The organism is Desulfuromonas sp. TF (assembly GCF_000472285.1).
Taxonomy (GTDB): domain Bacteria; phylum Desulfobacterota; class Desulfuromonadia; order Desulfuromonadales; family ATBO01; genus ATBO01.
The window spans coordinates 427,726-454,285 of sequence record NZ_KI421413.1; the positions used below are offsets into that span (position 1 = coordinate 427,726).

Here is a 26,560-nt window from a genome sequence, read left to right on the forward strand (position 1 = left end):
CGAAAAGTGAAAGATAGAGGAAAGGCACCGTAAACGGGCACCTCGGGAGGCACATGACAAAGGTTATGAGCATAACCGTGGTTATGCCCTTTTTGAGGGGAGAAGCTTTGATATTGCGAATTATTCGCGGGAGTGCTTGAGCCGTTTGCTCAGGGCGGGTTGGGAAATCCCAAGGAGACGGGAGGCGGCGGTCTGGTTTCCGTCGGTCCTGCGCATGGCCTCGGCAATAAGCAGGTCGAGAGCCTCGGTCATGTACGGCAGCCGGGTAAGACCGGCGAAAGGATTTTCCCCTTCCTCCGTCGCAGCATTCTCTTGCGCCCCTTCGGTCCGTCCCATGGCCTTCAGAAAGGAGTTCATGGAGAGGATGCCGCCGGGATGGGTGCTGACGGCGTCGTAAACCATGGACCGCAACTCGCGGATGTTGCCGGGGAAATCGTAGGTCGCCAGCACCACCGGAAGCTGCCGGGGCGGGGTCGGTTTCTTCCTGCCCAGAGAGGCGGCGGCTTCCTCGAGAAAATGGTCGAACAGCAGGGGAATATCTTCCTTGCGTTGACGCAGAGGCGGAAGATGGACATGATGGCCCCGCAGGCGATAGTAAAGATCCCGACGAAAATGACCACCGGCTTCCCGATCCGCCAGGTCCTGGTGGGTAGCGACGACAATGCGCGCCCGCGACGTTTTGGGAATGTCGGAGCCGAGAGGGTAATACTCCCCCTCCTGCAGCAGGCGCAGCAGCTTGACCTGGGAGGCCGGGGACAGGTCGCCGATCTCATCAAGAAACAGGGTGCCGTCGGCAGCCCGCTCGACCATCCCGCCCCTTGCCGTCTCGGCCCCGGTGAAGGCCCCCCGGCTGTGTCCGAAGAGAGTGTCGGCAAAAACGCTGTCGTCGAGTCCGGCTGCGTTCATGGCCACCAGGGGCCCGGAGCGGCCGCTGAGCTCATGTGCCGCGCGGGCGATGAGCTCCTTGCCGGTTCCGCTTTCGCCGGTGATGAGTATAGGTTGACTGCTGCCGGCCACCGATTCGATGTACTTGAAAATGGCCTGCATGCCCCGGTCGTCCGTGACGATTCCGGCAAAGACCTCGGGGTGCTCCAGGGCATCGCTCAGAACCCTTCGGCGCAGGCTGCGGTTCTCGCGCTCAAGTTCCTGCAGCCGGATCGCCCTGCGCACGCCGTCGAGGATCCGGTCTTCCTCGGCGGTCTTGACGAAGTAGTCGAAGGCCCCCAGGCGCATGCAGCGCACGGCTGTTTCCACCTGATTCATTCCGCTGACGATGATCACCGCCACTTCGGGGTGCTTTTCCAGTATCTTCGGCAGCAGTTCCTCGCCGGAGAGGTGCGGCATGGTCAGATCGAGGAGCACCAGACCGATATCTCGGGCGGCGAGGATGTCGAGAACTTCCCGGCTGTCCCGGCAGAGCTGAAGGTTGCTGATGCCGCCCGGGCCTTCGAGGGTCATGCTCAAGCTGCGCAGCCAGGCCTGTTCGTCATCCACCAGCAGGACACCGAGGGAAGGATAAGGGTGCTGGTTCATGTGCTCCGCTCCTCAGTAAAAGCGGGCAGCCGCAGAATCGCGGTCATGCCGGCGCCGGGGGGCGAATCGAAGAGTAAGCTCCCCCCATGGTCCTTGACGATGCCGGCGGACACAGAGAGCCCAAGTCCGGTCCCCCCGGTGTCCCGTTTGGTGGTGAAGAAGGGATCGGTCAGATGCGGCAGGTGCTCGGCGGCGATCCCCTCCCCTTCATCTTTCACTTCGAGGACCACCTGTCCGCTCCCGGCATCGTGCCAGGTCCTTACGAAAATCCCCCGCTCCGTATCGGGCAGAGCCTGGCAGGCATTCAGAACCAGGTTGACAATCACCTGTTCGATCCGCTGCTGGCTCCCCTTGAACCGGGGCAGATTTTCCCCGAAAGCGACTTCGAAACGACTGGTGGCCTTGCGGATGGAATTATCCACCAGGCGCAGAGCGGCGGCCAATGACGTGTTTAGATGGACGGGAGTCATCAGATCCGCATCGTCGCGCCGGGCGAAATCCTTGAGATCGTCGACGATGTGCTTGATGCGCCTGGCGCCGTCCTGCATTTCGTCGAACATCTGGGGGATCTCCCGGCGCATGCGCGAGTATTTGAGCCATCCGAGGCGGAAATCGCCCTTCTTGCGGGAATGTTCCTCAAGAATCGGCTCGGCGGCCTCCCAGGCCTTTTGCAGGTGCGGCAGGTTTAGCAGAATGAGCCCGGTGGGATTGTTGATCTCGTGGGCCACCCCCGAAACCAGAATTCCGAGAGAAGTCATTTTATCGGCCTGGATCAGCTGCCGTTGGCGGACCTTGAGTTCATCCATGGCCCGCTTGCGTTCGGCGATCTCCGACTCCAGGGCGGCCGTGCGCGCGGCGACCTCCTTTTTCAAGGTCCGATTCCAGGTTACGGTCCCGCCCAGGACCAGCAGCAGAGGGACCACCACCATCGCGCCGTATCGCACCAGACGCACCCATGGCATCCGCTGCGGTTCGAGTACCCCCAGCCATTCACGGTAGATGGCCTGATATTCGCCGCTTTCCTTGAGGATCGACAGCCCCTCGTTGAAACGGGCCAACATCTCCCGGTTCCCCTTTTTCACCGCATAGCCGTATTCCTGAGCGAGCAGGGGACGAGGCACGGGTTGGATATTCGTCAGCCCCAGCTTCCTGATCAGGTACTGACCGGGAAGCTTGGCGACCAGAGCGCAGTCATGTCTTCCCGCGGCCAGCAGGCGCAGGGCGTCGGCCAGGGAATCGACCGTAACCAGCCGGGCATCGATGTTCTGCCGCAGCATGAAATCATGCATGATGCTGCCGCGCATGACGATCACCTGGCGGCCGGTCATCTGCTCGACCGCGGTAATCGGCGTCTCATCCTTGCGGTTCCAGATCGACTGGTGGACCACGGCGTGCGGAAGGGTGAAGTCGACCTGGGCAGTCCGCTCTTCCGAAGGAACCATCCCTTGGAGAATATCCACATTTCCGTCCATCAGCGCCCGACGCATCTCATTCCAGGAGCCAAGCCGGATATCCACCTCCATTCCCATGATCCTGGCGATGGCGCGGGTCAGCTCCACGTTGAAGCCGCTCGGCCGTCCTTCCTCATCGAGGAATTCATAGGGAGGGTAACTGTGGTCGCCCCCCACGATGACAGGCAATGATTCCGCCGGAGAATATGACTCGGCGCCGGCACGAGGTGCGGTGCATAGAATCAGAGCGGCAAGGGAAATCATCAGGACGCGAAAGGCGGTCACATCGAATACCTTAACAAAAGGAGGGAACCTGCATGTCAAACAGAGGAGAACCATAGAGATTTCCAGGCCCTACTGTAGGATACGATCCTTCGAATTGTCAACCGTGACGCCGTTGCACGCCTTGACCATCGACCCTAAAACGGTTAGATTAATAAAGTTGTCCCTGACCCGTAAATCCGGCTACGCGGCGATAGTGTCGTTTGCGAACTGATCCTGATGCGGAAAGAAAAACATCCATGACGCCCCTCCTCGAAGTCCGCAATCTGATGACCTATTTCTTTACGCCCGGCGGCCTGGTCAAAGCCATCCGGGGTCTGGAATTCACCATCGACCGGGGGGAGACGCTGGCACTGGTGGGAGAGTCGGGATGCGGCAAATCGATGACCGCCCTCTCCCTGCTGCGCCTGGTCCCCGATCCGGGCCGCATCGTGGAGGGGGAGATCGTCTTCAACGGCGAAGAACTGCGGCGCATGCCCGAGGAGGAGATGCGCCGCATCCGCGGCAACCAGATCTCGATGATCTTCCAGGAACCGATGACCTCCCTCAACCCGGTGCTTCGGATCGGGGAGCAGATCGCCGAAGTCGTGCGGCTGCACAAGGGTCTCGATCCGAAGGAGGCCATGGAGGCCGCCGTCGACCTGCTGCGGCAGGTGGGGATTCCCGCGGCGGAGCAGCGGGTCAGGGAATACCCGCACCAGCTCTCGGGAGGGATGCGACAGCGGGTGGTTATCGCGATGGCCCTGGCCTGCGACCCGAAACTGCTCATTGCCGATGAGCCGACGACGGCCCTGGACGTGACCATTCAGGCCCAGATCATGGACCTGCTCAGGGCGCTCAAGGACGAGCGGCGAATGGCGATGCTGCTGATCACGCACGATCTGGGGGTAGTTGCCGAATCCGCGGACCGGGTGGCGATCATGAACGCCGGACTGATCATGGAGTACGCCCCGGTCAAGACCATCTTCTCCGATCCGCGGCATCCCTATACCCGCGGCCTCCTCGGATGCATCCCCCGGCTGGGGGAAAAACGGAAGAGGCTGGCTCCCATCGGTGGCGGGGCGGCGGCCGGAGCGGAGCTTCCTCCGGGCAGCACCTATCTGGATACCTGCCCCGAACCTTTCGCCCCCCGGCAGAACCAGGTGCCGCCGCTGCTGGAGACGGAGCCAGGCCATTTCGTCCGCCGCTGGAACGTTTAAAAGAAGCTGCAAGCTTTAAGCTTTAAGCTGTAAGCTGAAAACTGAAAACTGCAAGCCGCCAATCACCAGTAACCACTGGAATAGATAATGGAAAACCTGCTGGAAGTACGCGATCTGCGCAAATCCTTTACCGTGGCTCCCGGATTCCGGGGGGGGGCCCGCCGCGAATTGAAGGCGGTGGACGGAGTCTCTTTTGCTCTGAGGCGGGGGGAAACCCTTGGGCTGGTGGGTGAGTCGGGCTGCGGCAAGTCGACCACCGGCAAACTCATCCTGCGCCTTCTGGAAGCGGACAGCGGCCAGATTATCTTCCAGGGGCAGGACATCCTGCAACTGTCGCAACGCCGCATGCGTCCCTTGCGGCGTCAGATGCAGATGGTCTTCCAGGATCCCTACTCCTCCCTCAATCCCCGCATGCGGGTGGGGGAGATCGTCGGAGAACCTCTTAAGATTCACGGCCTTGCCCGGGGCGCGGCCATCCGCGAGGAAGTCCTGAGGCTGCTCAAGACCGTCGGTCTTACCGAGGCTCACTACGACCGCTATCCCCACGAGTTCTCCGGCGGCCAGCGCCAGCGCGTCGGCATTGCCCGCGCCCTGGCTCTGAAGCCGAGCCTCATTATCGCCGACGAACCGGTCTCCGCCCTCGATCTCTCGATCCAGGCCCAGGTGGTGAACCTTCTGCAGGACATCCAGCAGGAATTCGGACTCACCTATCTCTTCATCGCCCACGACCTTTCGGTCATCGAACACATCAGCGACAGGGTGGCGGTCATGTATCTCGGACGGATCGTCGAGCTGGCCGACGCGACGGAGCTCTACCGGGAGCCGCGCCATCCCTATACCGAAGCCCTGCTCAATGCCGTTCCCGTCCCGGACCCCAGCCTTCCCCGGGTCTCCGAACCCCTCAAGGGAGAAGTCCCCTCCCCCCTCAATCCCCCTCCGGGCTGCCATTTCCACCCACGCTGCCCCTATGCCCGGGAGATCTGCAACAGCGTCGATCCGCCGCTCGAAGACAAGGGGGGCGAACATTTCGCCGCCTGCCACTTCAGCGAGGAAGTCGGCCGCTTCCGCAGGTTCTGACCGCCATCGCCCTCAAAGAAACGTATACCAGCGTTCTCCACATTTCCGTTGACAAGGGCGTGCCACGAGTGACACAATCACGCCGTTTCTAAATCCTATTCATCCGCAGATTGCGCAGATTACCGCCGATCTATAAACATGAAGCTTTTTCTGCGTTAATCTGCGTCATCTGCGGATATATTTCCCCCCAGGAGCGATCATGGGTCCTATCAAGACCGTCAAAGAGCGCTGCCGCAAATGTTATTCCTGCGTCCGAAACTGCCCGGTCAAGGCGATAAAGGTCAAGGAAAACTGGGCGGAGATCATCGATGAGCGCTGCATCGGCTGCGGCAAGTGCGTCAGGGTCTGCTCCCAGCAGGCGAAGGTGATCACCGACTGCATCGAAAACACCCGGCGCCTGCTGGCGGGCCGGGAAGAAGTCGTTGCCGTGCTGGGCTGCTCCTTTCCCGCTTTCTTCAACGATATACGCCCCGGACAGCTGGTAACCGGACTCAAGCGCCTCGGCTTCTGCGAAGTCCATGAGGGTGCCAGCGGGGTCGAACTCATCGCCGGGGAATATTCCCGCAGGATCGATCAAACCTCCGCAGCGCCCCTGATCGCCACCCACTGTCCGACGGTCGTCGATCTGATCGAACGGCACTATCCGCAACTGCTCAAAAACCTCATGGACGTGGTCTCGCCGATGGTGGCCATCGGTCGGCTGATCAAGAGTCGTCGTGGGAAAAAGACCCGTGTAATCTATATCAGCTCCTGCATCGCCGGGAAATTCGAAATCGAGGCCGAACCGGTGGAAGGTGCCATTGACGTGGTTCTGACCTACCGTGAGCTGAGCCAGATGCTCAGGGAGAATACACTCGACCTGACGCGCCTGCCTGATTCTCCCTTTGACGGGGTGCCGCCGCTTGGAGGGCGGCTCTTTCCCATTTCCGGCGGTCCTTTTCAGGCGTTCGGAGTGCGCAACGACTTTGTCGAACCCGAATCGATCACCACCGAGGGAGAGGAGAATGCCCTGGAGATCATCCGGGACCTGGCGGCGGGACGGATTACTCCCCGCATCGTCGACATCCGTTTCTGCAACGGCGGCTGCATCGGCGGCCCCGGGAAAAACAACCGTCTCACCTCCTTTTCCAAACGCAACCTTATCCTGGATTATTACAAGAATCAGCAGATCCCCTATGCCACCGCCCCGCATTACCGGGATGCGATCCCCGTTCCGAACCTGAAACGTCGCTTCGCCAACAAGCATCAGCGGCTGGAGCCGCCCAGCGGAGAGAGCATCCGCCAGATTCTCCAGGCGACCAACAAGTTCGTGGAGCGGGATGAGCTCAATTGCGACGCCTGCGGCTATCCGACCTGCAGGGAATACGCCGTAGCCATTTACCAGGGTCTGGCCGAGGCGGAAATGTGCCTCCCCTATTCCCTCAAACGTCTTGAAGAAGATCGTTTCAATCTGGCTCAGAAGTATGAGCTGGCCCAGCGCGCTCTCGACCAGGAGTTCGGCAACTCCGCCATCATAGGCCGGGACGGCCGGACCCTGGAGGTGCTCAATCTGATCCGGCAGGTCGGTCCCACCCCCACGACGGTCCTCATCCGGGGTGAAAGCGGCACCGGGAAGGAACTCACTGCGCGCGCCATTCACCTGCAGAGCCACCGCGCCGACAAGCCCCTGGTGACCGTCAACTGCACGACCCTGAGCGACAGCCTGCTGGAGAGCGAACTCTTCGGGCACAAGAAAGGCGCCTTTACCGGCGCAATCGCCGACAAGAAGGGGCTCTTCGAAGCGGCTGGCGGCGGCACGATCTTTCTCGACGAGATCGGCGACATCACTCCCAAGGTTCAGGCGGAATTGCTGCGGGTGCTCGACAGCGGAGAAATCCGCCCGGTAGGCGGAAACTCCTCCATCCGGGTGGATGTCCGCCTCATCGCCGCCACCAACAAGAACCTTGAAGCCGGGGTGAAGGACGGCTGGTTCCGGGAAGACCTTTTCTATCGACTCAACGTCTTCACCATCACCCTCCCCCCCCTGCGCAACCGGATGGAATCGCTCAAGGACCTTGTCGAGCTCTTTGTCGACCGGGCCAGCAAGAGGGTTAACAAATCGATCATGGGAATCGAAGACCGCGCCATCCATGCGATGCAGCAGTACCAGTGGCCAGGCAACATCCGCGAGCTTCAGAATATTATCGAGCGGGCGGCGGTCCTGACACAGGACCGGATCATCCGCCTGGAGAACCTTCCGGTCATCTTTGCCGAACTGGCGTTGCAGGAGTCCGCCGGGACTGCCGGGGCAAGCGGAAACGATTTCCAGAGCCAGCGGGATAAACATCTGAGTCAGGTAGAGAAGTCCCTGCTGAAGCGCTTTCTCAGGGAATCCGGTGGCAATGTTTCCGAAGCGGCGAGACAGGCCAAGGTGCCCCGGCGCACCTTTTATCGGCTGCTGACCCGCTACGGCATCAAGGGGGGTGATTTCCAGAACGAAATCCTCTCGATCGAAAAGTGAGCCATCTGAGGCACACTGAGTTCCTTTCGATGTGTCTCTACTGGCACAGCACCAAAAGACCGGCATGGCTGGCCTGACCGGTTTTTCCCTCGGACAAGAACCAGCCCCCATGCCATTTCTGGCACACTTCTGTCGATGCGCTCCCTCCTTCTGTTTTCGCGTGAGCGATACCTGTCTCCAACTTTTGCTGCCGCCTCCGCTGTTTTTCTAATGTTTCCCACTCAGTGACCACGAACTGAAATTTTGGCACGCTCGTTGCTTCATTAAAATCCCATGTTGGGGAAAACAGCCGTTCCAACTCAAAGCGGAATCCTGCCCCCTTTGCGCCGTTCCGGGATCTCTCTCCCCCGGGCGGCGTTTTTTTAACCGCATCGACCTTCGTTAATCAACGAACTTCTTATTGCTTGATCAGATTGCTGGCTGTACAAGTATTGTTACTGTTCCGTGATATATTCTATCGGTCTGTTTTTACATTGCGCTTATAGCGTCGTTGCGTGAGATTGTAATTTTATTTTATGGCCAAACCGGAGCCGTTTCGCTATTATGAGGTGATTTTTAGCCCCCCACGCGAGCCGGAAATCCGTCATGACCCCAAGATCCAGAGAACAGCTCGGCATCACCACCCTCGAGGATATCAGCGCCCTCATCCTTCAGTCGCACGATCTGGATGAGACTCTGGACAATATCGTGGATCTGGTCGCCAGACGGATGCGCACCGAAGTGTGCTCCATCTATCTTCTGGAGGAGGACCAGGAGACGCTGCGGCTGCGCGCCACAAAAGGCCTCTCCCGCAAGGCTGTCGGTAAGGTTACACTGCGCATCGGCGAAGGCCTCACCGGCCTGGCGGTGGAAGAGCGGCGCGTCGTGTCCATCCAGGAACCGCAGAGCCATCCACGCTACCGCTACTTCAAAGAAACCCGAGAAGAGCGTTTTCACTCCTTCCTCGGCATCCCCCTGCTCGACCGCAAAAAACCCCTTGGAGTCATCGTCATTCAGACCAAGGAAACCCGGCAGTTCGGGGCCGAGGAGATCAGCGCCCTTTCGACAATCGCCTTCCAGATTGCATCCATCGTCATAAATGCCCGCCTCCTCGATTCCATCCGGCAAAAAGAGGAAGAGAGCAACCGATTCGCCCGGGAGTTGGAGAAAACCAGACAGAGCCTGATCGACCGTCGGCAACCATCGACCGGCACCCGGGAGATGGTCCTGCGCGGCACCGTCGCCTATCCCGGTCTGGTCTCCGGTCCGGCGCACGTCCTGGATGAGCGCCTCGGGTTCGCCGATATCCTCCAGGAGGGGATGGTTCACATAGAGGAGGAACTGGAGCGCCTGGAACAGGCCTTGGAGAAAACCCGGATTCAGACTCTCTTTCTGGAAAAAAGGGTGGCCGAGCGATTGACTCAGGAAGATGCCGCCATCTTCCACACGCACCTTATGATCCTGGAAGACCGCAGTTTTCTGGACAAGCTGCGGCGAGAAATCGAGGACGGCCACAGTGCTCCGTATGCTCTGGAGAAGATCGTCGGCGGGTACATCGAGGCCTTCCAGAAGATGGAAGATCCTTATCTTCGGGAACGGGCTGCGGATATGGAAGACATCGGGCGGCGTCTGTTTGCGAACCTGACGGGTCGTGAGAACCAGGTGCTGCTTCTCAAGTCCCCCGGCATTCTGGTGGCCCGCACGATTCTGCCGTCAGATATGGCGGCCCTCGACCATGAACAGCTCCGCGGCATCGTCACAGAGGCCGGGGAGAAGAACTCCCATGCTGTCATCATGGCCAAATCGCTGGGCATCCCTGCCCTGGTCGGAGTCCGCGGAGCCCTCAAGGGCATCACTCCCGAAGAAAAGATCATTCTGGACGCCAATTCAGGCTACCTGTACGTCAACCCTCCACCGCATGTCGTCGAAGAATACCGCCGCCTGGAGGAGGACTGCAGCCGGGAGCTGCACCGCCTCGAGGAGTTCCGCGACCTCCCCGCCGAGACCAGCGACGGTAAACGGATCACGCTGCGGGCCAACGTCGGACTGGTGAGCGATGTCAATGTGGCTCTGCGCAACGGCGCCGAAGGGGTGGGACTCTATCGCACCGAGTTCCCCTACATGGCCCGAGGCGACTTTCCCGACCGCGACGATCAGTACCAGCTCTACCGCAAGGTGATCGAAGGCTTCGGCGGACAACCGGTGGCTATCCGCACCCTGGACATCGGCGGCGACAAGGCCCTTCCCTACTTCAGCCCGCCCCCGGAGGAAAACCCCTTCATGGGTTGGCGTTCCGTCAGGGTGTCCCTGGATAACCGGGACATCTTCCGCACCCAGATCGAGGCCATCCTCATGGCCGGCCTGCACGGCAAGGTCAAGCTCCTCTTTCCGATGATCTCCGGACTCGATGAGCTTCGCTCGTGCCTGGAAGTCGTCGGCGAGGCCCGGGAGACTCTCCGCAGCGAGGGGATCCCCTTCACCGACGAGATCCCCATCGGGGTCATGATCGAGGTCCCCGCCGCCGTGCGCCTTGCGCCGAAGCTGGCCCTCATGGTCGACTTCTTCGCCCTGGGGACCAACGACCTGATCCAGTACATGCTCGCCGCGGATCGCAACAATCCGCTGGTGAACAAATATTACGACCCGCTGCACCCGGCCGTCCTCCAGGCGCTGGCTGAGGTCATTGAAGTGGCCCGGAAACAGGGGAAGGGGCTCAGCCTGTGCGGCGAGATGGCTTCGGACCCGCTGAATTTCCTGCTTCTGGTAGGAATGGGAATCACCGAGTTTTCCATGCCCGCCCCATTCATCCCCCGCACCAAGGCCATGCTGCGTGACATCCCCTCCGCTGTCGCGCGCCGGGCCGCCCGCGAGGTGCTGACCATGGGCGACAGCGCCCAGATCCGGACCTACCTTGTAAAGGTTCTCGGCGGGATTGAATCCTCCCGCTGAACCATCTTTTCACCCCTTAACCAACCATGTCCATAACATTCCCGTTCCCGATGATCATACCTCGCATCCCCTCATGACTTCCTGCCTTTGACTCCAGGCAAGTCAGATCCTCAGCCCAAAGAAACGACCCTGGGTCATTTGTCCATACGCGGCACCACTACAATTCCGGAGTCGGTCACCGTGTACCCGTTGTCTCGGTCCGCCTTCAGGTCGTAGCCAATCTCCGCGTCGTCCGGAATGACCACATTCTTGTCGATGATCGCTTTGCGGATCTTGACATGCCGGCCGACGGTGACGTTTTCGAAGAGGATGGAGTCTTCGACCAGGCTGTAGCTGTTGATCTTGCAGCGCGGTCCGAGGATAGAGCGTCGGACCGTGCTTCCGCTGGTGATGCAGCCTGCGCAGACGTAGGAGTCGATGTTCTGCCCGCGGCGGGTGTCCTCGTCAAAAACTGTCTTGGCGGGCGGGAGGTTTCCCTGGTTGGTCAGGATGGGCCACTTGTAGTTGTAGAGATTCAACTGCGGCGAGATATTGACGAGGTCCATATTCGCTTCATAATAAGAGTCGAGAGTCCCTACATCCCGCCAGTAGCCTCGCTCCTCTGTTTTCATCCCGGGGATCGTATTATCGTTGAAATTGTAGGCAAAGACCCGGTCCCCCTTATCCAGCATCATCGGGATCACATGCTTGCCGAAATCCAGATCCGCATGATGTTTTTTCCCCTCCTGCAGCACTTCAATCAGTTTCCGGGTGGGAAAGATATAGTTGCCCATGGAGGCGAAGCACGTGTCGCGCCCCGGAATCCGTTCCGGGACCGCAGGTTTTTCATCAAATCCGATGATTCGGGAATCTTCGTCCACCGAAAAAACCCCGAATCGGATCGCTTCCTCCACCGGCACCTCCAGGGCGGCAATGGTGATGTCAGCCCGGTTCATCCTGTGGTAATTGATCATCTGGGTCACGTCCATTTTGTAGATGTGGTCGCCGCCGAAGACAGCCACGTAATCCGCATCGGTCGATTCGACAAAGCGCAGATATTGCAGGATTGCATCGGCCGTCCCTTTGAACCACTCCTCGCTTTCGCTGCTGGTTTCAGGAGAAATGTCCACGTAGAACTCGCCCAGCCCCGTCCACTTGCCCCAGGATTCCCGGATGTGCTTGTTCAGCGAGTAGGCCCGGTACTGGGTGAGAATATAAACCTTTTTGATGCCGGAGTTAAAAAGGTTGGAGAGGACGAAGTCGATGATCTTGTATTTCCCTCCAAAAGCAAGGCCGGGCTTGGCCCTGCGCCGGGTCAATGGACCGAGTCGTTCCCCCTTGCCTCCTGCCAGAACCATAGCGATGGTATTTCTACCCACGTTGTCAACCGGATACATAGGCGTTTCTCCCTGTTAATTTGCTTATAATTGACCCTTGTCGACCTAATTTGGAAGCCGAATTTTTCAGAAATTCGTAAAGCTGACAGTCTCTAGATTTTGACAAAACCTGAATTAAAAGCAAGCAGGGGTCAAATGCGGTACAAAATAAAACAGGAATCTGTGATTAGAGTTCTTATAAGCACGGCAAAGTTAAGAAAGAAAATAAAATGGCCGCCCGAAATAAATCGAGTGGCCATTTTTCAAACGAAACAGGAGTTCACGGAGAGGGATCACGGGATTCCAGCCACCTGCGAAGTGAGCGTTTCCAGGTTTCAGTTTCATTCGGCATGGGGCTGGTGTTCCCTCAGCAGCCTCAAGTAGTCCTCTTCGGTGTCGATATCCAGGTGAATTGCGGGATCTGCAACGGGCACCTTGAGGATGCGTTCGGCATACTCCAGGAACAGGGGACGGGCACCGCAGTCTTCGCTGAGCTCCGCAATGCGGGCAAAAGTCTCTCGGGCGAACAGGACCGGGTTGCCCCGACGGCCTTCAAAGACGGGGAGAACGATGGGGCTGCGTGAGGTTTCGTAGGCAGCGATGATCCGGTCGATGATCTCCGGGGTAATGAGGGGCTGGTCGCCAAGGAGGAAAAGGGCGGCCGCACTCTCTTTCCGGAGCATTCGCAGGCCGGCCTTGAGCGATGTGCTCTGACCCCGGTTGTAACGGGGGTTGCGCACGACGGTCACCGCCCGGTTTTTCAGCAGGGGTTCGAGCACCTCGGCCTCATGGCCGAGAACCACGATGACCCGTTGCAGTCGGGAGGCGAGGGCATTGTCGACCACGCATTCAAGGATGGTCTGGCCCCGGAATAGAAGAAGCTGCTTGGTCCTTCCCATACGGGAGCTTGCGCCTGCCGCCAGGACGATCCCGGCCACCTGCGGGGCGCGGCTCACGATCCCACCGCCAGGGGGTGCACGGCGTGAACGCGGATGCCGCCCAGGGCCTGACCGACGATCAGGGCCTCGGCGATGGGACTTGGGCTTCGGCGAAGCAGTTCGGCGATCCGTGCGCCTCCTTCTATCCGTCCGGGGGTGTCGGCCTTGTTGAGAAAGATGAAACGTCGGGCCCGGGACGGGGACCCTTTGAAGGCCCCCCTGGAATGGGCGAAGAGGGCGGCCAGGGCGGCCGCGGTTACGGTTTCCCCCTCGGCGAGCTCCATCAACTCTGCGGCGAGTGCGGAGCGGAAGACCAGATCCTCGTTCAAAGGGCTGCCGAGGACTTCGAGACCCGCTACGGCAACCAGAACTGTGGTGCAAGCTGGGATGACAGGTTCATGCTCGGCGGGAGCCTTGAGAGGGCGCCGGGCTGATCCGTCCGCCTCCACCAGGATCCAGTCGAAAAGATCCGATTCCTCGAAACGGCTGATCGCCTCGGGGTCGAAACCCTTGAGCTTGCCGCCATCAGACAGGAGCGCCGCCGCGGCGGTCACGTGCCGGACGGCGGAATCGCACAATTCGAGCTGGCGCAGGACTTCCCGGGGCTCGGCACTGACGAGGACCGTTGGAGACTGGTCGGGCGTGGGGACGAAAATCTTGGTCGTGGTCGTGGTCAGGACCCGTCGTCCCGATCGGGCGAGCTGCCGGGCCAGATGGAACATCAGACTCGTCTTGCCCCCTCCGCCGACAAAGCTCACCACCCCCCGCGCTCTAAGATCCAGTATCTCTTCAAAAAGTATCATGGGTGCCTCTGCTCGGATTTTCTAAACTCCAGACACTTACCGCAGAGAACGCGGAGTGCGCGGAGAAAAACTATCGAATCAAAAGGTTTCCTCCGCGATCTCTGCGACCTCGGCGGTGATAAAAGATTTTTTACGATTTCGTCAATATTGACACGCAGGCAAAGTCGCCTATAAATATAGGATATTTTATGGTGATTTTCATCATCTCTTTACATGAGAGGAGAGTTTATGAAAGATCTTCACGAGGTGTTCACCAGCTTCAAGGCAGATTTTCCGGAGGTCTACGCCGGACACGAGAATCTGGGCATCGAAATCCATGAAAAAACCGGACCGCTTCCGGAAAAGGTTCGCTGGTTGTTGAAGGTGGCCATTTCGGGGGCGAGCCGCCACCTGTCGGCCCTTGAGACGCATATCACCAAGGCGAGAGAGGCAGGGGCGACAGACGATGAAATCAAACAGACGCTGCTCCTGCTTATGCAGACCACCGGGTTCCCGAACTTCATGGAATCCTATCGAATTTTCAAGAAAATGGAGGGGGAGGCAAAGTGAGGCGGGGTGGTTAAGATAACGGTAGTGATAGGGCTTACGCGTTGTAAACGGATAGCATCGCCTCGAGCACGGCCCCGCCCAGCGCCCGGGCTTTCTCTGAGACGGTGTCGCAGTACCCCGCTTCCCCCCGCGGGTCGATATCCCCGATCTTGAGCCCAGTGGCGACACTGGAGCCGGGCCTGATGAGACCGCGCAGGATACCGTCGATAGTTGCGGTCACCTCGGCCGTACCGACCATTCCGATGACATCCCCCTTGCGGATCGGGTCGCCGATCTCTTTGCCGGTGGTGAAGATGCCGCTGCGGGCGCGCACCACCCCTCTCCCCCTGTAGCCGCCGATATTGCCGGGGATGCCGGTATCCGCCTCGGCCGTGCCGGCGGTGATCAACCGGCCGAGATCGTGCCCCCGGTTGGTCTCGACCACTACGTGACAGTCTCTGCCCGCCGTGAAGCCGGGGCCGAGCGCAACCACCATCGGCGCGTCGGTTATGGAGATCCCCAGGTTGCGTTTGGCCAGGGTGGCATCCACGAGCAGATCCGGACGGTAGAGGCCGATGCTCTCTCCTTCAGGGTCCACCGCCACGGCGATTTTCCCCCCGGCCCAGGCCTGCTTCACCTCCGACTCTCCGGAAACCCGCACCGCTTCGATCCCCTCCACGGTCACGCTCTTCTCATGAATCGTCTCGCAGAAGGAGACCCTCCGCCTGATGGCCAGAGGGGAAGGGATTTCAAGCATGAGTATCCGCCGGAAGTTGGCGCGGTAAAGGCTGCAGGCCACGCCCGTGGCCATCTCGCCGCCTCCCCTGATGAGAATCAGGCGCTCCTTCAGCGCTTTATCCATGTCATTCGCGCCCGTGGTAGGTGGCCAGAAGCTGGCTGGCGATGCTGATGGCGATCTCCTGCGGGGAGTCGCCGCCGTTGTCGTGGCCGATGGGGCAGCGCACCCTGGAGAGGTCGAAGCCGTTCTCCGTCAGATTTTTCTGGATTCTGCCCCATTTGCCCTTGCTCCCGATCATTCCGACGTAGCGGGTGGGATGTGGGAGAACCTCCTCGAGAATCTGCTGGTCGACCGCGCCGTTGAAGGTGACGATTGTGACGAACGACTGTTTGTCGCACCAGTTGGCTTTCTGGATGAAGTCGCTGTAGTGGCACTGGTGGCGGATCGTGCTGCGGGGAATCTCCGGGGCGTTGATCCACTCGTCGCGCTCGTCGATCAGATGGGTGCGGAAGGGGGTCCCTTCGAGCACCCGGCACAGGGCCTGCCCGATGTGGCCGGCGCCGAACAGGTAGAGGGTGGGATTGTAGTTGACGACTTCCATATACATCTCCATCGTTCCGCCGCAGGCGGGGAATTCACCCATCTGCTTCAGGGGGACCTCCATGGTGGTGGAGTGCGCCTCCTCCAGACAGGTCCTGGCCTCTTCGAGGGCGTACTGCTCCACCGATCCCCCGCCGATCGTCCCGTAAAATTTTCCGTCGGGCAGGACGATCATCTTGGCGCCCTGCTTGCGTGGGGTCGACCCGGCGCTCCTGGTGACCGTCACAAGGACGGCCAGCTGCCCCTGGCGGCGCAATTCGTCAAGTTTCCCGATCCAGTCCCACATGCCTTACCCCCTTGATCCGTTGCCGGTCGGCTGTTACGCCCCTCCGGAAGCGTCCTTCTTTTCCTCGGCCTCTTCCCGCTCGCGCTTCTCTTTCAGCGCCCGCCAGACCTTCTCGTAGGTGAGCGGCAGGCTGTTCACCCGGACCCCCATGGCATCGAAGATGGCGTTGGAGAACATCCCCAGAGTCGGGTTGGTGGACCCCTCCCCGATCTCCTTGACCCCCCAGGGAGCGCCCGGTTCACGACTGTCCACCACTTCCGAGTGAACGGGCGGCATGTCCATGGCGGTGAGCACGCGGTAATTCGCAAGCTCGGCGTTCTTGATCCTCCCCTTGTCGTCGAAGAGGACCTCTTCCCAGACCGACTCTCCCATCCCCATATAGAGCGCGCCGTGCACCTGGCCGTGCAGCAGGCGGGGATTGATCACCTTGCCACAGTCGTGCACATCCCAGATGCCGACCACCGAGATTTCGCCGGTCTCCTCGTCGATCGCCACCTCACCCACCTGGGCGCCGAAGCTGTAAGCCGGCGAGGTCCCCACGGCGGCCCCCTTGAACTTGCCCCCCAGCCTGGGCGGGGTATAGGACCCCTTGCCGAGGAGCGGGCCCTTGAGGACGAAATGTCTGCGCGCCACCTCTTCAAAGGTGAGGGTCTTGTCGCTCCGGGATTTGGAGAAGACCACTCCGTCCTCACAATCCAGATCATCGATCGGCAGGGAGAACATGGTTGAAGCCATCTCAAGGAGCTGCTTCTTGATCTCTTCGCCGGCCTGCTTGACGGCGGCGCCCGACATATAGGTCTGGCGGCTGGCGTAGGCCCCGAGGTCAAGGGGGGTGATCTCGGTGTCGGCGGCAACGATCTTCATCTGCTCGTAGCGGTACCCCATCGCCTCGGCCGCCATCTGGCAGAGGATCGTGTCCGAACCCTGGCCAAGGTCCACCGAGCCGGAATAGAGGGTGGCCGCCGTCCCGTCTTCGTGGACCTTGATGAAGGCCGCGGCGTGCGGGAGATCGGTACGGTAAATGGGATAGCCCGCGCCGGTGACGAAACTGCCGGTGGCGACTCCTATCCCCCGTCCGTGAGGAAGATTTTTCTTCTTCTCGTCCCACCCGGAGATTTCCCGTGCCCGCTCCAGACACTCACGCATCTTGCAGGAATTGACCCGGAAATCGTTGGGCGTAACCGTATCGGGACGGCGGGCGTTGACGAGGCGGATGTCCATGGGGTCGATCCCAAGATCCGCGGCGACGTTATCCAGGTGGCTCTCGAAGGCGTACTTGGGCTGGGGCGCTCCGTGGCCTCGCTGGGCGCCGCAGGCCGGCAGGTTGGTGTAGACCCGATACATGTCGAACTTGAAGTTGTCGAACTCGTAGGTCATCGGCAGAAGCGCCCCGGCATAGTAGGCCGTGGCGATCCCCAGGCTGGTGTAGGCTCCGCCGTCCATCATGAAGTTGGCGTGGGCGGCGAGGATCTTGCCGTTCTTGTCGACCCCGGTGGTGATTTCCATGTACTGGGCGTGTCGCCCCCGGTTGTGGGCGAACATCTCGGCCCGATCATAGAACATGCGCACAGGCCGGCTGGTGATCCGGGCCAGCACCGCCCCGGCGAACTCCAGTCCCGTCGGCTCGAGCTTGCCCCCGAAGCCGCCGCCCAGATAGGGCTTGATGATGCGCACGTCGCCCATGGGCAGATCGAACTGGCGGGAGATGTAGTACTGGAAGTAGTGGGGGGACTGGGTGCTCGAGTAGATGGTGAGCTTGCTCCCATCCCACATGGAAATGGCCGAGTGGGGCTCGATGGGTGACTGGTAGGTTCGCTGGCCGATAAAGACATCGGTGCGCACGTGATGGGCCTCGGCGAAAGCCTTCTCCACGTCGCCGAATTCCTGATGGATCTCGGTGTTGATGTTGCGCTCGTACTCCTCATGAACCAGAGGCTGCCCCTCGTCCATGGCAGTGCGGAAGTCGAGGACCGCCGGCAGCTCTTCGTACTCCACCTTGATGAGCTTGAGAGCCTTGTAGCAGGTCTCCTCGTCGAGACAGGCCACCGCGGCGACCTTGTCGCCGACGAACCGCACCTTGTCGATGCAGAAGATATTCTCGTCCCAGCGGGCCGGGCTCAGGCCGTACTTCTTATCCGGTACGTCCTTGTGCGTGATCACGGCCTTGACCCCCGGGAGCTTCTCCGCCTCGGAGGTGTCGATGGAGAGAATCCGGGCGTGGGCGTGGGGGCTGGTCAAAATCTTGCCGAAGAGCATGTTGGGGAACTTCAGGTCCCCTGTATACTTCGCTGCCCCGGTGACCTTCTCCGGCCCGTCGATGCGCGGAACGCTGCGGCCGATAACTTTGTGATTGTCGCTCATCGTGGATTCTCCTTAGTGCTCGGCAGGAGCCAGGCGCCCCTGAGAGGCGGCCAGGACGGCCTCGACAATGTGGACGTACCCGGTGCAGCGGCAGAGGTTGCCGGCGATGGCCTCGCGCACCTCCGGTTCGGTGGGATGAGGATTGTTGGTCAGAAGGGCCTTGGCCGAAAGGACCATCCCCGGGGTGCAGTACCCGCACTGTACGGCGGCGTGGTTGATCATCGACTGCTGAATGGCGTCGAGTTCGTTATTGGCGGCCACCCCCTCGATGGTGGTGATTTCCCTGCCGTCGGCCTCTACCGCCAGCACCAGGCAGGAGTCGACGGGCTTGCCGTCAAGGAGCACGGTGCAGGAGCCGCAATCGCCGAGCTCGCACCCCTTCTTGGTCCCGGTGAGATCGAGCTGATCGCGTAAAACGTTGGTCAGGATGGCGTTGCCCTTGACCAGCACGGTGTGCGCATCGCCGTTGACGTTGAGGGTGATCAGGTACCGCTTCACCCCGTCCTTGCCAGTTATCACTTGAGACATCATTTACCTCCTCACACGTGTCCTTCGTCGACGGCCTTGCGCAGGGTGCGCCTGGTGAGCACCTCCACCAGATTTCTCCGGTACTCGGCCGAACCGCGGATGCTGTCCCGGGGGCGGCTCGCCGCGGCGGCGAGCTCACCGGCTTTGGCCAGGGCCTCGTCGCTGATCTTGCGGCCCCGCAGGTAGTCCTCGGCCTCCCGGGCCCGCATCACCGTCGGCGCGGCGGAGGCCAGCACGATCCGGGCGTCCAGCAGCGTGTCGTTCTCAACGGTGACCGCGGCGGCGACTCCGACCACCGCCAGCGCTCCGCTGCGGCGCAGGCCGAACTTGATGTAGGTGCTGCCGGTGGTGTCCTGATCGGGAATGGTTATCTCCGTGAGGATCTCCCCCCGCTCAAGCACGGTCTGGGCCGATCCGCAGAAAAATTCTTCCAGAGGCATGCTCCGTTCGCCGCTCGCGGAGACCAGTTTTATGGTGGCCTGAAGCGCGATCAGGATGGGAGGCAGGTCCGCCGAAGGGACCCCGTTGACGATGTTGCCTCCCACGGTGCCGAGATTGCAGATCTGGTTCGACGCCATTGTATGAGCCGCCATCGGGATCGAAAGATAGCGCTCCTGCAGCAGTGCGGAGGTGTAGAGGCTGCCATGGGTGGCCAGTCCGCCGATGACGACGCCGCGGCCCGTCTCATAGCGGATCTCCCGCAGCTCATCCAGATGTTTCAACGAGACCAGGTGATCCGGGGCCAGCTTGCCCACCTTCATCTTGTGGAGGACATCCGTTCCCCCGGCCAGCACCGCGGCCTTTTCCCCGAACTCGGCGAGAAGGGTGCAGGCCTCGGCCACAGACCCCGGGGCATGATACTCAAAATCCGGCAGATACATCGGTCATCTCCCTTGGCTGAAGTAAGAGATCTTTATCTAGCATACGATATATTTTCCCACAAAAAGAAAAATCAATCATAATTGTGAATGTCACGCAGAAAACGCTTGAAGAGCACCTTCTCCTCCAGGGAGAACTTGTTGAGCAGTTCGTTATTCGTGGAACCGATGGTCGTTGCCAGTTCGGCTGTCGCCTCCCGGGCTTTTTCGGTCAGGAACACCCGAGCCACCCGGGCGTCCTCCGAATCGACCTCCCGCCGGACCCAGCCTGCGTTGACCATCCGATCCAGAACACCTGCCAGCGTGGCCGTATCCAGAACGAGCCGCCGGCCGATCTCCCCCACCGAAAGCCCCTCCTCTTCCCAAAGGGATTCCACCAGAAGGCACTGTACGGGAGTCAGGCCAAAAGTCTTGAGCTGCCCCTTCAGAAACCCCTGGGCCTGCTGATGGGCCTTGGCGATCAAAAAAACAATATTGTCTCGAAAACTGATCATATGTCGTTACCTCGCATACAAGGTAATATAGCGGACAACGTGTGTCAAGCTATATAATTTTTTACCCATCACCACTCTTCACCCCGCGACACTCTGATCCAGCCGGACGGTCTGCTCCTGCAGCAGAATCATGGCAGCCAGCAGTGGGCGGGGGTCGAGGATGCAAGAACGGCCCAGAGCGGCTTTTCATCCGCATCGGATATCCGGTACCAGCTGTCTTCCCCCTTGAGGAGGGAATTGCCTTCGACCTTGTATTTGAGGAAGCGGTAGAAGTTCATGAATGCGAAGTCTAGACTGCCTGAAGATCCTTAGGATATCTGGGACTGGGTTGTAGGACAAATTATCGGACGGGTTGTAAAGCAATCTCTTAGGGATCCGATAATTTGTGATTTATTGAACAAACTTATCCTGCAGGCTTTAGAACTTCGGTTGTAAACGACAAATGCAAGAATCTTGTTACCGGGCATTCGTCATTGGTGGAAGGCAGTAGTCATTTGAGTCAAAGTTGATAACCGTACAATTTTATTCTGGCAGGGTATATCTTTTGTCGATAGCTTCGCAAATGAGGCGCCGGCTGTCCCAAGATGAAAGGTCTTTTCTCATCTCAGTTATTCGGGCCTCCCCCGCAAGACTTTCATCCTTGATCACCTCCCGGAACCATCGGGAGTAATCCCCCCGTTGGAGGTGGTAAAGCCAGGTCTCCTCGTCGACCCCCTCGGCGAGTTGGGAAAAAATGAACAGGTTCTGTGCTTTCAGGTTTTGCTTTCCATAAGGACCGCGGAAGTAAAAACTGTTGTACCTGACATCTCCCTCCGCGTACTTTCGGTGATGCCGAATCCGTTCGGCCTGGCCACGAATAACTTGCATTGGAAAAGGGTCCTGCCCACCCTGAACGAACCAGCAAACCACATCACCCTCTCCCGAGAGGAGGGAGTCAATTTCCACGGGTGGTTTTTTGAGCGCTTCTGTGAACAGCTTCAGGGTGACGTTCGCCGATGGGCCAACGGCGAGAACCACATCAACAAGGGCGAGGGTGAGAGGTGCCAGATGGGCAGGGTTCATCGTGATGAGCATGGTCTCTCCTAGCCGTTGCGGCAGGCCACGGGCGGCGTGTCCCCATGTCGACGGCAACAGATGGTGAGCCTCATCCACAACAATCCAATGTGGCCGGCCCGTATGGATGCGCATGGCCTGGAGATTGGGCAATAGTTCGGCGAAATAGTGGGGGCGGTCTGATAGCTTGACACCTAGCAGATTGACATTGACGTGGACATCAGGGTCTCGCAGGATGGCTAACACCTCCTCCACGCTGGGCGCATGTCGCTGGTCTCCGATGGTGACGACGTTTTGCAGACTGGTATAGTCCCCTTCGGGATCGAGGATACATACTTGATAGAATTGTTCTGCCAGGCGTTCGATAAACCCGGACGAGAGTGTGGTCTTACCGCTTCCGGAGGGACCAGCAACCAAGATATTTCGACCATACGGGGGTAACCATACCATGGTTCCATCCAAGCGAGTTCCCAGGGCGATGTGATGATGGGCCAGCTTTGTATCAATGGGTTCCAGATCGTTGGTGATAAGTTCATCAATGAGTTCGGAGATGCCTTCACCGGTCTCCCCGTCCGTCACAAAGGCAGCAATGGCCTTGATGGAGTCAATTGCGTTGGCGACGGCTACTGCGCATTCCGATAAGCGGAGAAAGGAATGATCGTTTTCCGCATCCCCGACGCCGACAACCTCATGAGGAGACATGCCCAGAAGACGAAGTGCATACTTCACCCCGCTCGCTTTGTTTACGCCGGAAGGGAGAACCATCACCGCCCCCCTGTTGAAAATCACCTGCAGTTCCAGGCCGAACTTTTGAATCGTCTCCATAACCGTCTCCACATGAGGCACATGGGTAGCGACTATCACTTTACCCACCTCAAGTGGACATACGCCTCGGTTCTGCAAAGCGACAATGAAATGCTCCGGAGGCGGTTCAGCCAGGAGGATGCTCTCGCGTGTTTTCGGTTCGTAAAGAACGGCTCCGTTTTCTGCGACCACATAATCGAAACAGTCGATGCAACCGCAGACGGTAAGGAGGTCATCGATCCGACGTCCCGTCACCAGAAGGACTCGTCGACCGGAGTCCCTCAGTTCCCTGAGCTTCGCTACCACCGAATCCGTCACCCGACCGTCTTTTGCCAGGGTGTTGTCGTAATCTGTAACCAGGGCAAGATAACGCATTGATGAATGCTCCTCAGCGGACTAGAATTTATAGGGTACACAGTATCATTGCTGTTGTTTTTTTAAAGTTGGCGGCGAGACAGCATCCGATGGTTTTCATTAATGGATGGCCAATCCATCGCCAGTTGAAAAGGCGGGATGAGGGTCCCGGACACGAGCCCTTGTCCCACTGAGGAGGTCGCGGTGGAAGATTTATATCAGAAAATCGTCCAGGGATTCTCTGCGACAAGTGGCGAAGAATTTCTCTACTTGTTGTGCGAGCTTTTCGCCAAAGCCTTGGATATCGATTCAGTCTTACTGGGTGAGGTGGCTGAAGACTCACCGGAACGAATTAAAATCATCGCCGCATACCCAAAGGAAATGGCGACAGAAATACAAGAGGTTCCGTGCTCAGAAACGGTATGGGGGAAAGTTCTCGAAAAGGGGGTCTGTCGGTATCCTGAAAAGGTGCGTCAGGAATTTCCCCAAGATCCACTGTTGGCGAGACTAGAGGCGGAGAGCCTCCTTGGTGTGCCTCTTTTAGATTCGGGCGGGAAAACCCTGGGGTTTATGGCGGTCATAGGCCGACTGCCGATAAGAACAATGAATCGGATGGAAATGGTGCTGTCCGTATTCTCGGTGCGGGCCGCGACGGAGATCGAACGCCGTCGGGTAACCGAGGCGCTCCGAATAAGCGAGGAACGCTTTCAGGTAATCGCCAACTACACCTTCGACTGGGAATACTGGCTGGCTCCGGATGGACGCCTGCTCTGGACCAATCCTTCCGTACTGCGGATCACCGGGTACTCCCCAGAGGAATGCCTAAATATGCCTGACTTCCCGCGAACTCTGATCCATGAAGAAGACCGGGAAACTGACGCCAAGGGTTGTCTTCAAAGCTTTTCGAAGCGAACTTCTGATAATAATATACATTTTCGCATTTGTAAAAAAAACGGTTCAGTGTTGTGGGTAGCCGCTTCCTGGCAGCCGATTTTCAACGTAGAAAAAGAATACCTCGGCATCCGCGCCAGTATCCGGGATATCAGCAAACGCAAAGAGGCCGTGGAAAAGCTCGAAGCGACAAATCGGGAATTGGATGCGTTCGTCTACACGGTGTCCCACGATTTGCGCACACCACTGACCCCCATCATCGGGTTCTCGGAATTTCTCCGAGAGAACTACCGGGAACAGTTGGATGACAAAGGTTTGGACATTTTGGTTGAGATAGAAAAGCAGGCAAGACGGATGCTTGCTCTGATGGAGGATCTCTTGGACCTAGCTAGGATTGGACGAATCGAGCGATCAGCGGAACCGATTGACGCCTTTGAGGTGTTGAATGATGTTTTGTTCGACCTGGGAAGCTTAATCGCTAGTTCTGGGCATTCAGTAAAGAAAGAGGAATTGCCCGCCACACACGTTCCGAAGTCACTCCTCTACCAGGTCTTCGAAAACCTGATTGGAAACGCGCTGCGATATGCTGGCCCGATGGGCGGGCCCATCGAAGTGGGAGGGGAGCGCCAGGGACGACGGGTGCGCTATTTCGTTCGCGATCACGGCCGGGGAATTCCGCCGGCAGAGCGCGATCGTATCTTTGAAGCCTTTTTCCGTGGAGACTCCGGAAAAAAATCGATGGGCACCGGGATTGGGCTTGCCACAGTCCAGAAGATCGCTCGTCTCTACGGGGGAGAGGCTTGGATGGAAGAGACACCAGGCGGGGGTTGCACGTTCTGGTTTGAAACAATGGTCGATGCTTCGGAAGTGCTATAACTAGAAGCGTTTGAGATTTCCAATTTATTCGTCTTGAAAATTTTGTACCCTTCTGATATGGTTCTTTACCATGAAGCCGAATACTGTCCGGAAAATTGAACTGATCCTGGTAAATACCCCCTTAGCACACTGCAGGCCGGCAGTGGGCACTTCGGGGCGCGTGCTATTATCGTGATATAGAGTTCATTTTACCCCAAGACCCGTTTCGCCAGGCCACAGACTTTTCCAGTCTGTGGCCTTTTTATTTGTGTCTCCAAGGAGTACGTAATGTTCGCATCATCTGCTTCAGAACAGGGGCTTCTGCCAATGTTGGTGGTTCCTTTTCTGGTTTTTTTTGCACGCATCCTCGATGTCAGCATCGGCACCCTGCGCATCACCTTCGTCTCCCGGGGATTGAAGTATCTGGCGGCTCCGTTAGGTTTCGTCGAATCGTTCATCTGGGTCTTGGCCATCGCTCAAGTCATGCAGCATTTGACAAACTGGGGGACCTATTTCGCCTTCGCCCTTGGTTTCAGTGCCGGCAATTATGTAGGACTTCTATTGGAAGAGCGCCTTGCAGTGGGCAACCTCATCATTCAAACCATTACCTGCGGCGAAGCACCAGCGCTGACAAAGGCACTTTGGAATGCAGGTTTTGGCGTCACCAGTGTTGAAGCTAAGGGAGAAACCGGGCCGGTTAAGGTTATTCTCACTATTGTCAAAAGACGCGACTTAGACATGGTTATCCATTTGATCAAACAATTTCATCCCGACGCTTTTTATACCATAGAGGACATCAGATTTTTCAAAGAGACAGTACGTATTCATCCTCAGCATGAGAGAAAACAGGTTTCCAGTTGTTTTTGTCAATCTGTCAATAAGATGAAATCGGAACGGATCGTTTAATCAAATTCTATTTCTGAGCTCGGCCATCACCGACAAACTCGTGTGGCGTGTCATCCCACTTTTGAACACGTCGAACACATGCATTAAGACTTCATTTATCTCAAACATGGAGAAATTATCATGAAAGAAAGAACGATTTACATCACTGAGCCAGATTTCGAAAAACTTGAAGGACTTCTCGATGGTATGAAAAAGACTGGTTTTCGTGACCGGGACGATTTAACCAGTCTTGAGGAAGAACTTGATAAATCCAAAGTCGTCGCCCAACGGGAGGTACCGCCCGATGTAGTCACCATCAACTCTCGGGTCAGATTCCGAGACTTGGACTCCGATCAGGAGATGATTGTGACCTTGGTTTTCCCCAACAATGCGAACTTTTCCGAAGGCCGAATTTCAGTGACCTCGCAAATCGGGACGGCGTTGCTCGGTTATGCCGTGGGGGACATCATTGAATGGAAGGTTCGTGCTGGCACCAAAACCATCCAAATCGAGGAGATTATTTACCAGCCTGAAGCGGCCGGCGATTATCACTTGTAGGTAAAAAACCATAGATTTTTTTCTGTGGCTTTGGAGGCGAATCAATGCTTCGTTTTTTAGTCAATCCCTTAGAGGATATGAAGGACTCGCATATGAAAAATCATAGAGCTCGATTTGCCTGTCGCAACGAGGTGGCTATTGATGTAGGCACGGCGTTTATTCGCTTGGCCACAACAAAATTCGGAGTCGTGGTCATTCCAACGATGTTGATGTCCGAACCTCCCCTGCAACATGGAGTGGTGGCTAATCCACAAAAACTAACCGAAATCGTTCGACCCTATCTGAACAGGGTCAGAAAATTGGGCCTTCTCAGACCCCGAGTCATTGTCGGTTCCCCCACTGATGCTGCGGAGGAAGAACGGGAGACGCTCATGGCAGCCTTGTTCGCTGCAGATGCCGCCAGTGTGGAAATTGTCTCCGAACCTTTCGCGGCTGCCATCGGTATCGGAATGGATTTTTCCAGCCCTTACACACAGTTGATTGTGGATGTGGGAGATGCGTGACTGATTGTGCTGTTATCCGCGGAGGCGAAATCCTTGACTCACACGCTTCCAGGATTGGCTGCGGCACCCTGCTGCATCAGGGAGGTTTCGGTATCGGCCGGTGGATCAGCAGTTATTACGTAAAAAGGGCAAAAGAGGGTACAGTTAAAACATCCTGGGAACCTTTTGGCTCCTTGG

At 58.3% G+C, this 26,560-nt stretch carries 23 protein-coding genes; 9 read left to right on the top strand and 14 right to left on the bottom strand.

Going from position 1 to position 26,560, the window contains the following annotated elements; all coding sequences use genetic code 11:
• Nucleotides 1-120 precede the first annotated feature (120 nt).
• Together DTF_RS0104585 and DTF_RS21910 are read right to left on the bottom strand one after the other, a co-directional pair.
• On the bottom strand, nucleotides 121-1,533 hold the full coding sequence (locus DTF_RS0104585) for a sigma-54 dependent transcriptional regulator (RefSeq protein ID WP_027714363.1): 1,413 nt from the start codon (nucleotides 1,531-1,533) through the stop codon (nucleotides 121-123).
• Nucleotides 1,530-3,269 (bottom strand): transporter substrate-binding domain-containing protein, encoded by a 1,740-nt coding sequence (locus DTF_RS21910; protein ID WP_226989158.1) that lies wholly within the window; start codon nucleotides 3,267-3,269, stop codon nucleotides 1,530-1,532. The genes DTF_RS0104585 and DTF_RS21910 overlap by 4 nt, the downstream gene beginning before the upstream one ends.
• 236 nt (nucleotides 3,270-3,505) lie before the next feature.
• Between DTF_RS21910 and DTF_RS21915 the strand changes: the two genes are divergently transcribed.
• The 3 genes from DTF_RS21915 to DTF_RS0104605 all read left to right on the top strand — a co-directional run bounded on the left by DTF_RS21915 (nucleotide 3,506) and on the right by DTF_RS0104605 (nucleotide 8,042).
• The gene (locus tag DTF_RS21915) at nucleotides 3,506-4,465 is read left to right on the top strand and encodes an ABC transporter ATP-binding protein (RefSeq protein WP_035055628.1); all 960 of its coding nucleotides are present in this window, start codon (nucleotides 3,506-3,508) and stop codon (nucleotides 4,463-4,465) included.
• An 87-nt stretch (nucleotides 4,466-4,552) separates the two neighbouring features.
• The gene (locus DTF_RS0104600) at nucleotides 4,553-5,542 is read left to right on the top strand and encodes an ABC transporter ATP-binding protein (protein WP_035055630.1); all 990 of its coding nucleotides are present in this window, start codon (nucleotides 4,553-4,555) and stop codon (nucleotides 5,540-5,542) included.
• Between the two features lie 199 nt (nucleotides 5,543-5,741).
• Nucleotides 5,742-8,042 carry a sigma 54-interacting transcriptional regulator gene (locus DTF_RS0104605; protein WP_027714365.1) on the top strand — a complete coding sequence of 767 codons (2,301 nt, stop codon included), beginning with the start codon at nucleotides 5,742-5,744 and terminating at the stop codon, nucleotides 8,040-8,042.
• Between the two features lie 37 nt (nucleotides 8,043-8,079).
• Here the strand turns inward: DTF_RS0104605 and DTF_RS26400 are convergent, their stop codons facing one another.
• Nucleotides 8,080-8,340, bottom strand: a complete 261-nt coding sequence (locus DTF_RS26400; protein WP_155890718.1) for a hypothetical protein — start codon at nucleotides 8,338-8,340, stop codon at nucleotides 8,080-8,082.
• A 287-nt stretch (nucleotides 8,341-8,627) separates the two neighbouring features.
• Here DTF_RS26400 and ptsP point away from each other — a divergent pair, with 287 nt between their 5' ends.
• Nucleotides 8,628-10,970 carry a phosphoenolpyruvate--protein phosphotransferase gene (gene ptsP / locus DTF_RS0104610; protein WP_027714366.1) on the top strand — a complete coding sequence of 781 codons (2,343 nt, stop codon included), beginning with the start codon at nucleotides 8,628-8,630 and terminating at the stop codon, nucleotides 10,968-10,970.
• 134 nt (nucleotides 10,971-11,104) lie between these two features.
• Here the strand turns inward: ptsP and glgC are convergent, their stop codons facing one another.
• The 3 genes from glgC to yqeC form a co-directional block, all read right to left on the bottom strand.
• Nucleotides 11,105-12,346, bottom strand: a complete 1,242-nt coding sequence (glgC, locus tag DTF_RS0104615; RefSeq protein WP_027714367.1) for a glucose-1-phosphate adenylyltransferase — start codon at nucleotides 12,344-12,346, stop codon at nucleotides 11,105-11,107.
• Between the two features lie 320 nt (nucleotides 12,347-12,666).
• Nucleotides 12,667-13,281 carry a molybdenum cofactor cytidylyltransferase gene (mocA, locus tag DTF_RS0104620; RefSeq protein ID WP_035055633.1) on the bottom strand — a complete coding sequence of 205 codons (615 nt, stop codon included), beginning with the start codon at nucleotides 13,279-13,281 and terminating at the stop codon, nucleotides 12,667-12,669.
• The gene (gene yqeC / locus DTF_RS0104625; RefSeq protein ID WP_027714368.1) at nucleotides 13,278-14,066 is read right to left on the bottom strand and encodes a selenium cofactor biosynthesis protein YqeC; all 789 of its coding nucleotides are present in this window, start codon (nucleotides 14,064-14,066) and stop codon (nucleotides 13,278-13,280) included. The genes mocA and yqeC overlap by 4 nt, the downstream gene beginning before the upstream one ends.
• Before the next feature lie 228 nt (nucleotides 14,067-14,294).
• Here yqeC and DTF_RS21920 point away from each other — a divergent pair, with 228 nt between their 5' ends.
• Complete coding sequence (locus DTF_RS21920; RefSeq protein ID WP_051360902.1) at nucleotides 14,295-14,615, top strand: carboxymuconolactone decarboxylase family protein; 321 nt, start codon at nucleotides 14,295-14,297, stop codon at nucleotides 14,613-14,615.
• A 34-nt stretch (nucleotides 14,616-14,649) separates the two neighbouring features.
• Here DTF_RS21920 and yqeB read toward each other — a convergent pair whose 3' ends face one another.
• From yqeB to DTF_RS0104670, 8 genes are all read right to left on the bottom strand, one after another.
• Nucleotides 14,650-15,456: a selenium-dependent molybdenum cofactor biosynthesis protein YqeB gene (gene yqeB, locus DTF_RS0104635; RefSeq protein ID WP_027714369.1), complete on the bottom strand. Its 807-nt coding sequence runs from the start codon at nucleotides 15,454-15,456 to the stop codon at nucleotides 14,650-14,652.
• A 1-nt stretch (nucleotide 15,457) separates the two neighbouring features.
• Nucleotides 15,458-16,219: an XdhC family protein gene (locus DTF_RS0104640; protein WP_027714370.1), complete on the bottom strand. Its 762-nt coding sequence runs from the start codon at nucleotides 16,217-16,219 to the stop codon at nucleotides 15,458-15,460.
• Nucleotides 16,220-16,252: 33 nt separating this feature from the next.
• Entirely contained in the window at nucleotides 16,253-18,580 is a 2,328-nt protein-coding gene (gene hcrA / locus DTF_RS0104645; protein ID WP_027714371.1) for a 4-hydroxybenzoyl-CoA reductase subunit alpha, read from the bottom strand.
• A gap of 12 nt (nucleotides 18,581-18,592) precedes the next feature.
• On the bottom strand, nucleotides 18,593-19,108 hold the full coding sequence (locus DTF_RS0104650) for a (2Fe-2S)-binding protein (RefSeq protein ID WP_035055635.1): 516 nt from the start codon (nucleotides 19,106-19,108) through the stop codon (nucleotides 18,593-18,595).
• 11 nt (nucleotides 19,109-19,119) lie between these two features.
• The gene (locus DTF_RS0104655; protein ID WP_027714373.1) at nucleotides 19,120-19,989 is read right to left on the bottom strand and encodes a xanthine dehydrogenase family protein subunit M; all 870 of its coding nucleotides are present in this window, start codon (nucleotides 19,987-19,989) and stop codon (nucleotides 19,120-19,122) included.
• Between the two features lie 71 nt (nucleotides 19,990-20,060).
• Nucleotides 20,061-20,480, bottom strand: a complete 420-nt coding sequence (locus tag DTF_RS0104660; RefSeq protein ID WP_027714374.1) for a MarR family winged helix-turn-helix transcriptional regulator — start codon at nucleotides 20,478-20,480, stop codon at nucleotides 20,061-20,063.
• A 128-nt stretch (nucleotides 20,481-20,608) separates the two neighbouring features.
• Nucleotides 20,609-20,758 (bottom strand): hypothetical protein, encoded by a 150-nt coding sequence (locus DTF_RS26405; RefSeq protein WP_155890719.1) that lies wholly within the window; start codon nucleotides 20,756-20,758, stop codon nucleotides 20,609-20,611.
• A gap of 244 nt (nucleotides 20,759-21,002) precedes the next feature.
• A complete protein-coding gene (locus DTF_RS0104670) occupies nucleotides 21,003-22,712 on the bottom strand; it encodes an HAD hydrolase family protein (RefSeq protein WP_027714375.1) in 1,710 nt (569 codons plus the stop codon).
• Between the two features lie 183 nt (nucleotides 22,713-22,895).
• Between DTF_RS0104670 and DTF_RS0104675 the strand changes: the two genes are divergently transcribed.
• The 4 genes from DTF_RS0104675 to DTF_RS21930 all read left to right on the top strand — a co-directional run bounded on the left by DTF_RS0104675 (nucleotide 22,896) and on the right by DTF_RS21930 (nucleotide 26,383).
• Nucleotides 22,896-24,458: an ATP-binding protein gene (locus DTF_RS0104675; RefSeq protein WP_162148592.1), complete on the top strand. Its 1,563-nt coding sequence runs from the start codon at nucleotides 22,896-22,898 to the stop codon at nucleotides 24,456-24,458.
• A gap of 267 nt (nucleotides 24,459-24,725) precedes the next feature.
• Entirely contained in the window at nucleotides 24,726-25,343 is a 618-nt protein-coding gene (locus DTF_RS21925; protein WP_081702794.1) for a DUF2179 domain-containing protein, read from the top strand.
• 120 nt (nucleotides 25,344-25,463) lie between these two features.
• Nucleotides 25,464-25,880, top strand: coding sequence for a nucleoside diphosphate kinase regulator (gene rnk / locus DTF_RS0104690; protein ID WP_027714377.1), 417 nt, complete (start codon nucleotides 25,464-25,466; stop codon nucleotides 25,878-25,880).
• Between the two features lie 44 nt (nucleotides 25,881-25,924).
• Nucleotides 25,925-26,383: a rod shape-determining protein gene (locus DTF_RS21930; RefSeq protein WP_027714378.1), complete on the top strand. Its 459-nt coding sequence runs from the start codon at nucleotides 25,925-25,927 to the stop codon at nucleotides 26,381-26,383.
• Nucleotides 26,384-26,560 lie beyond the last annotated feature (177 nt).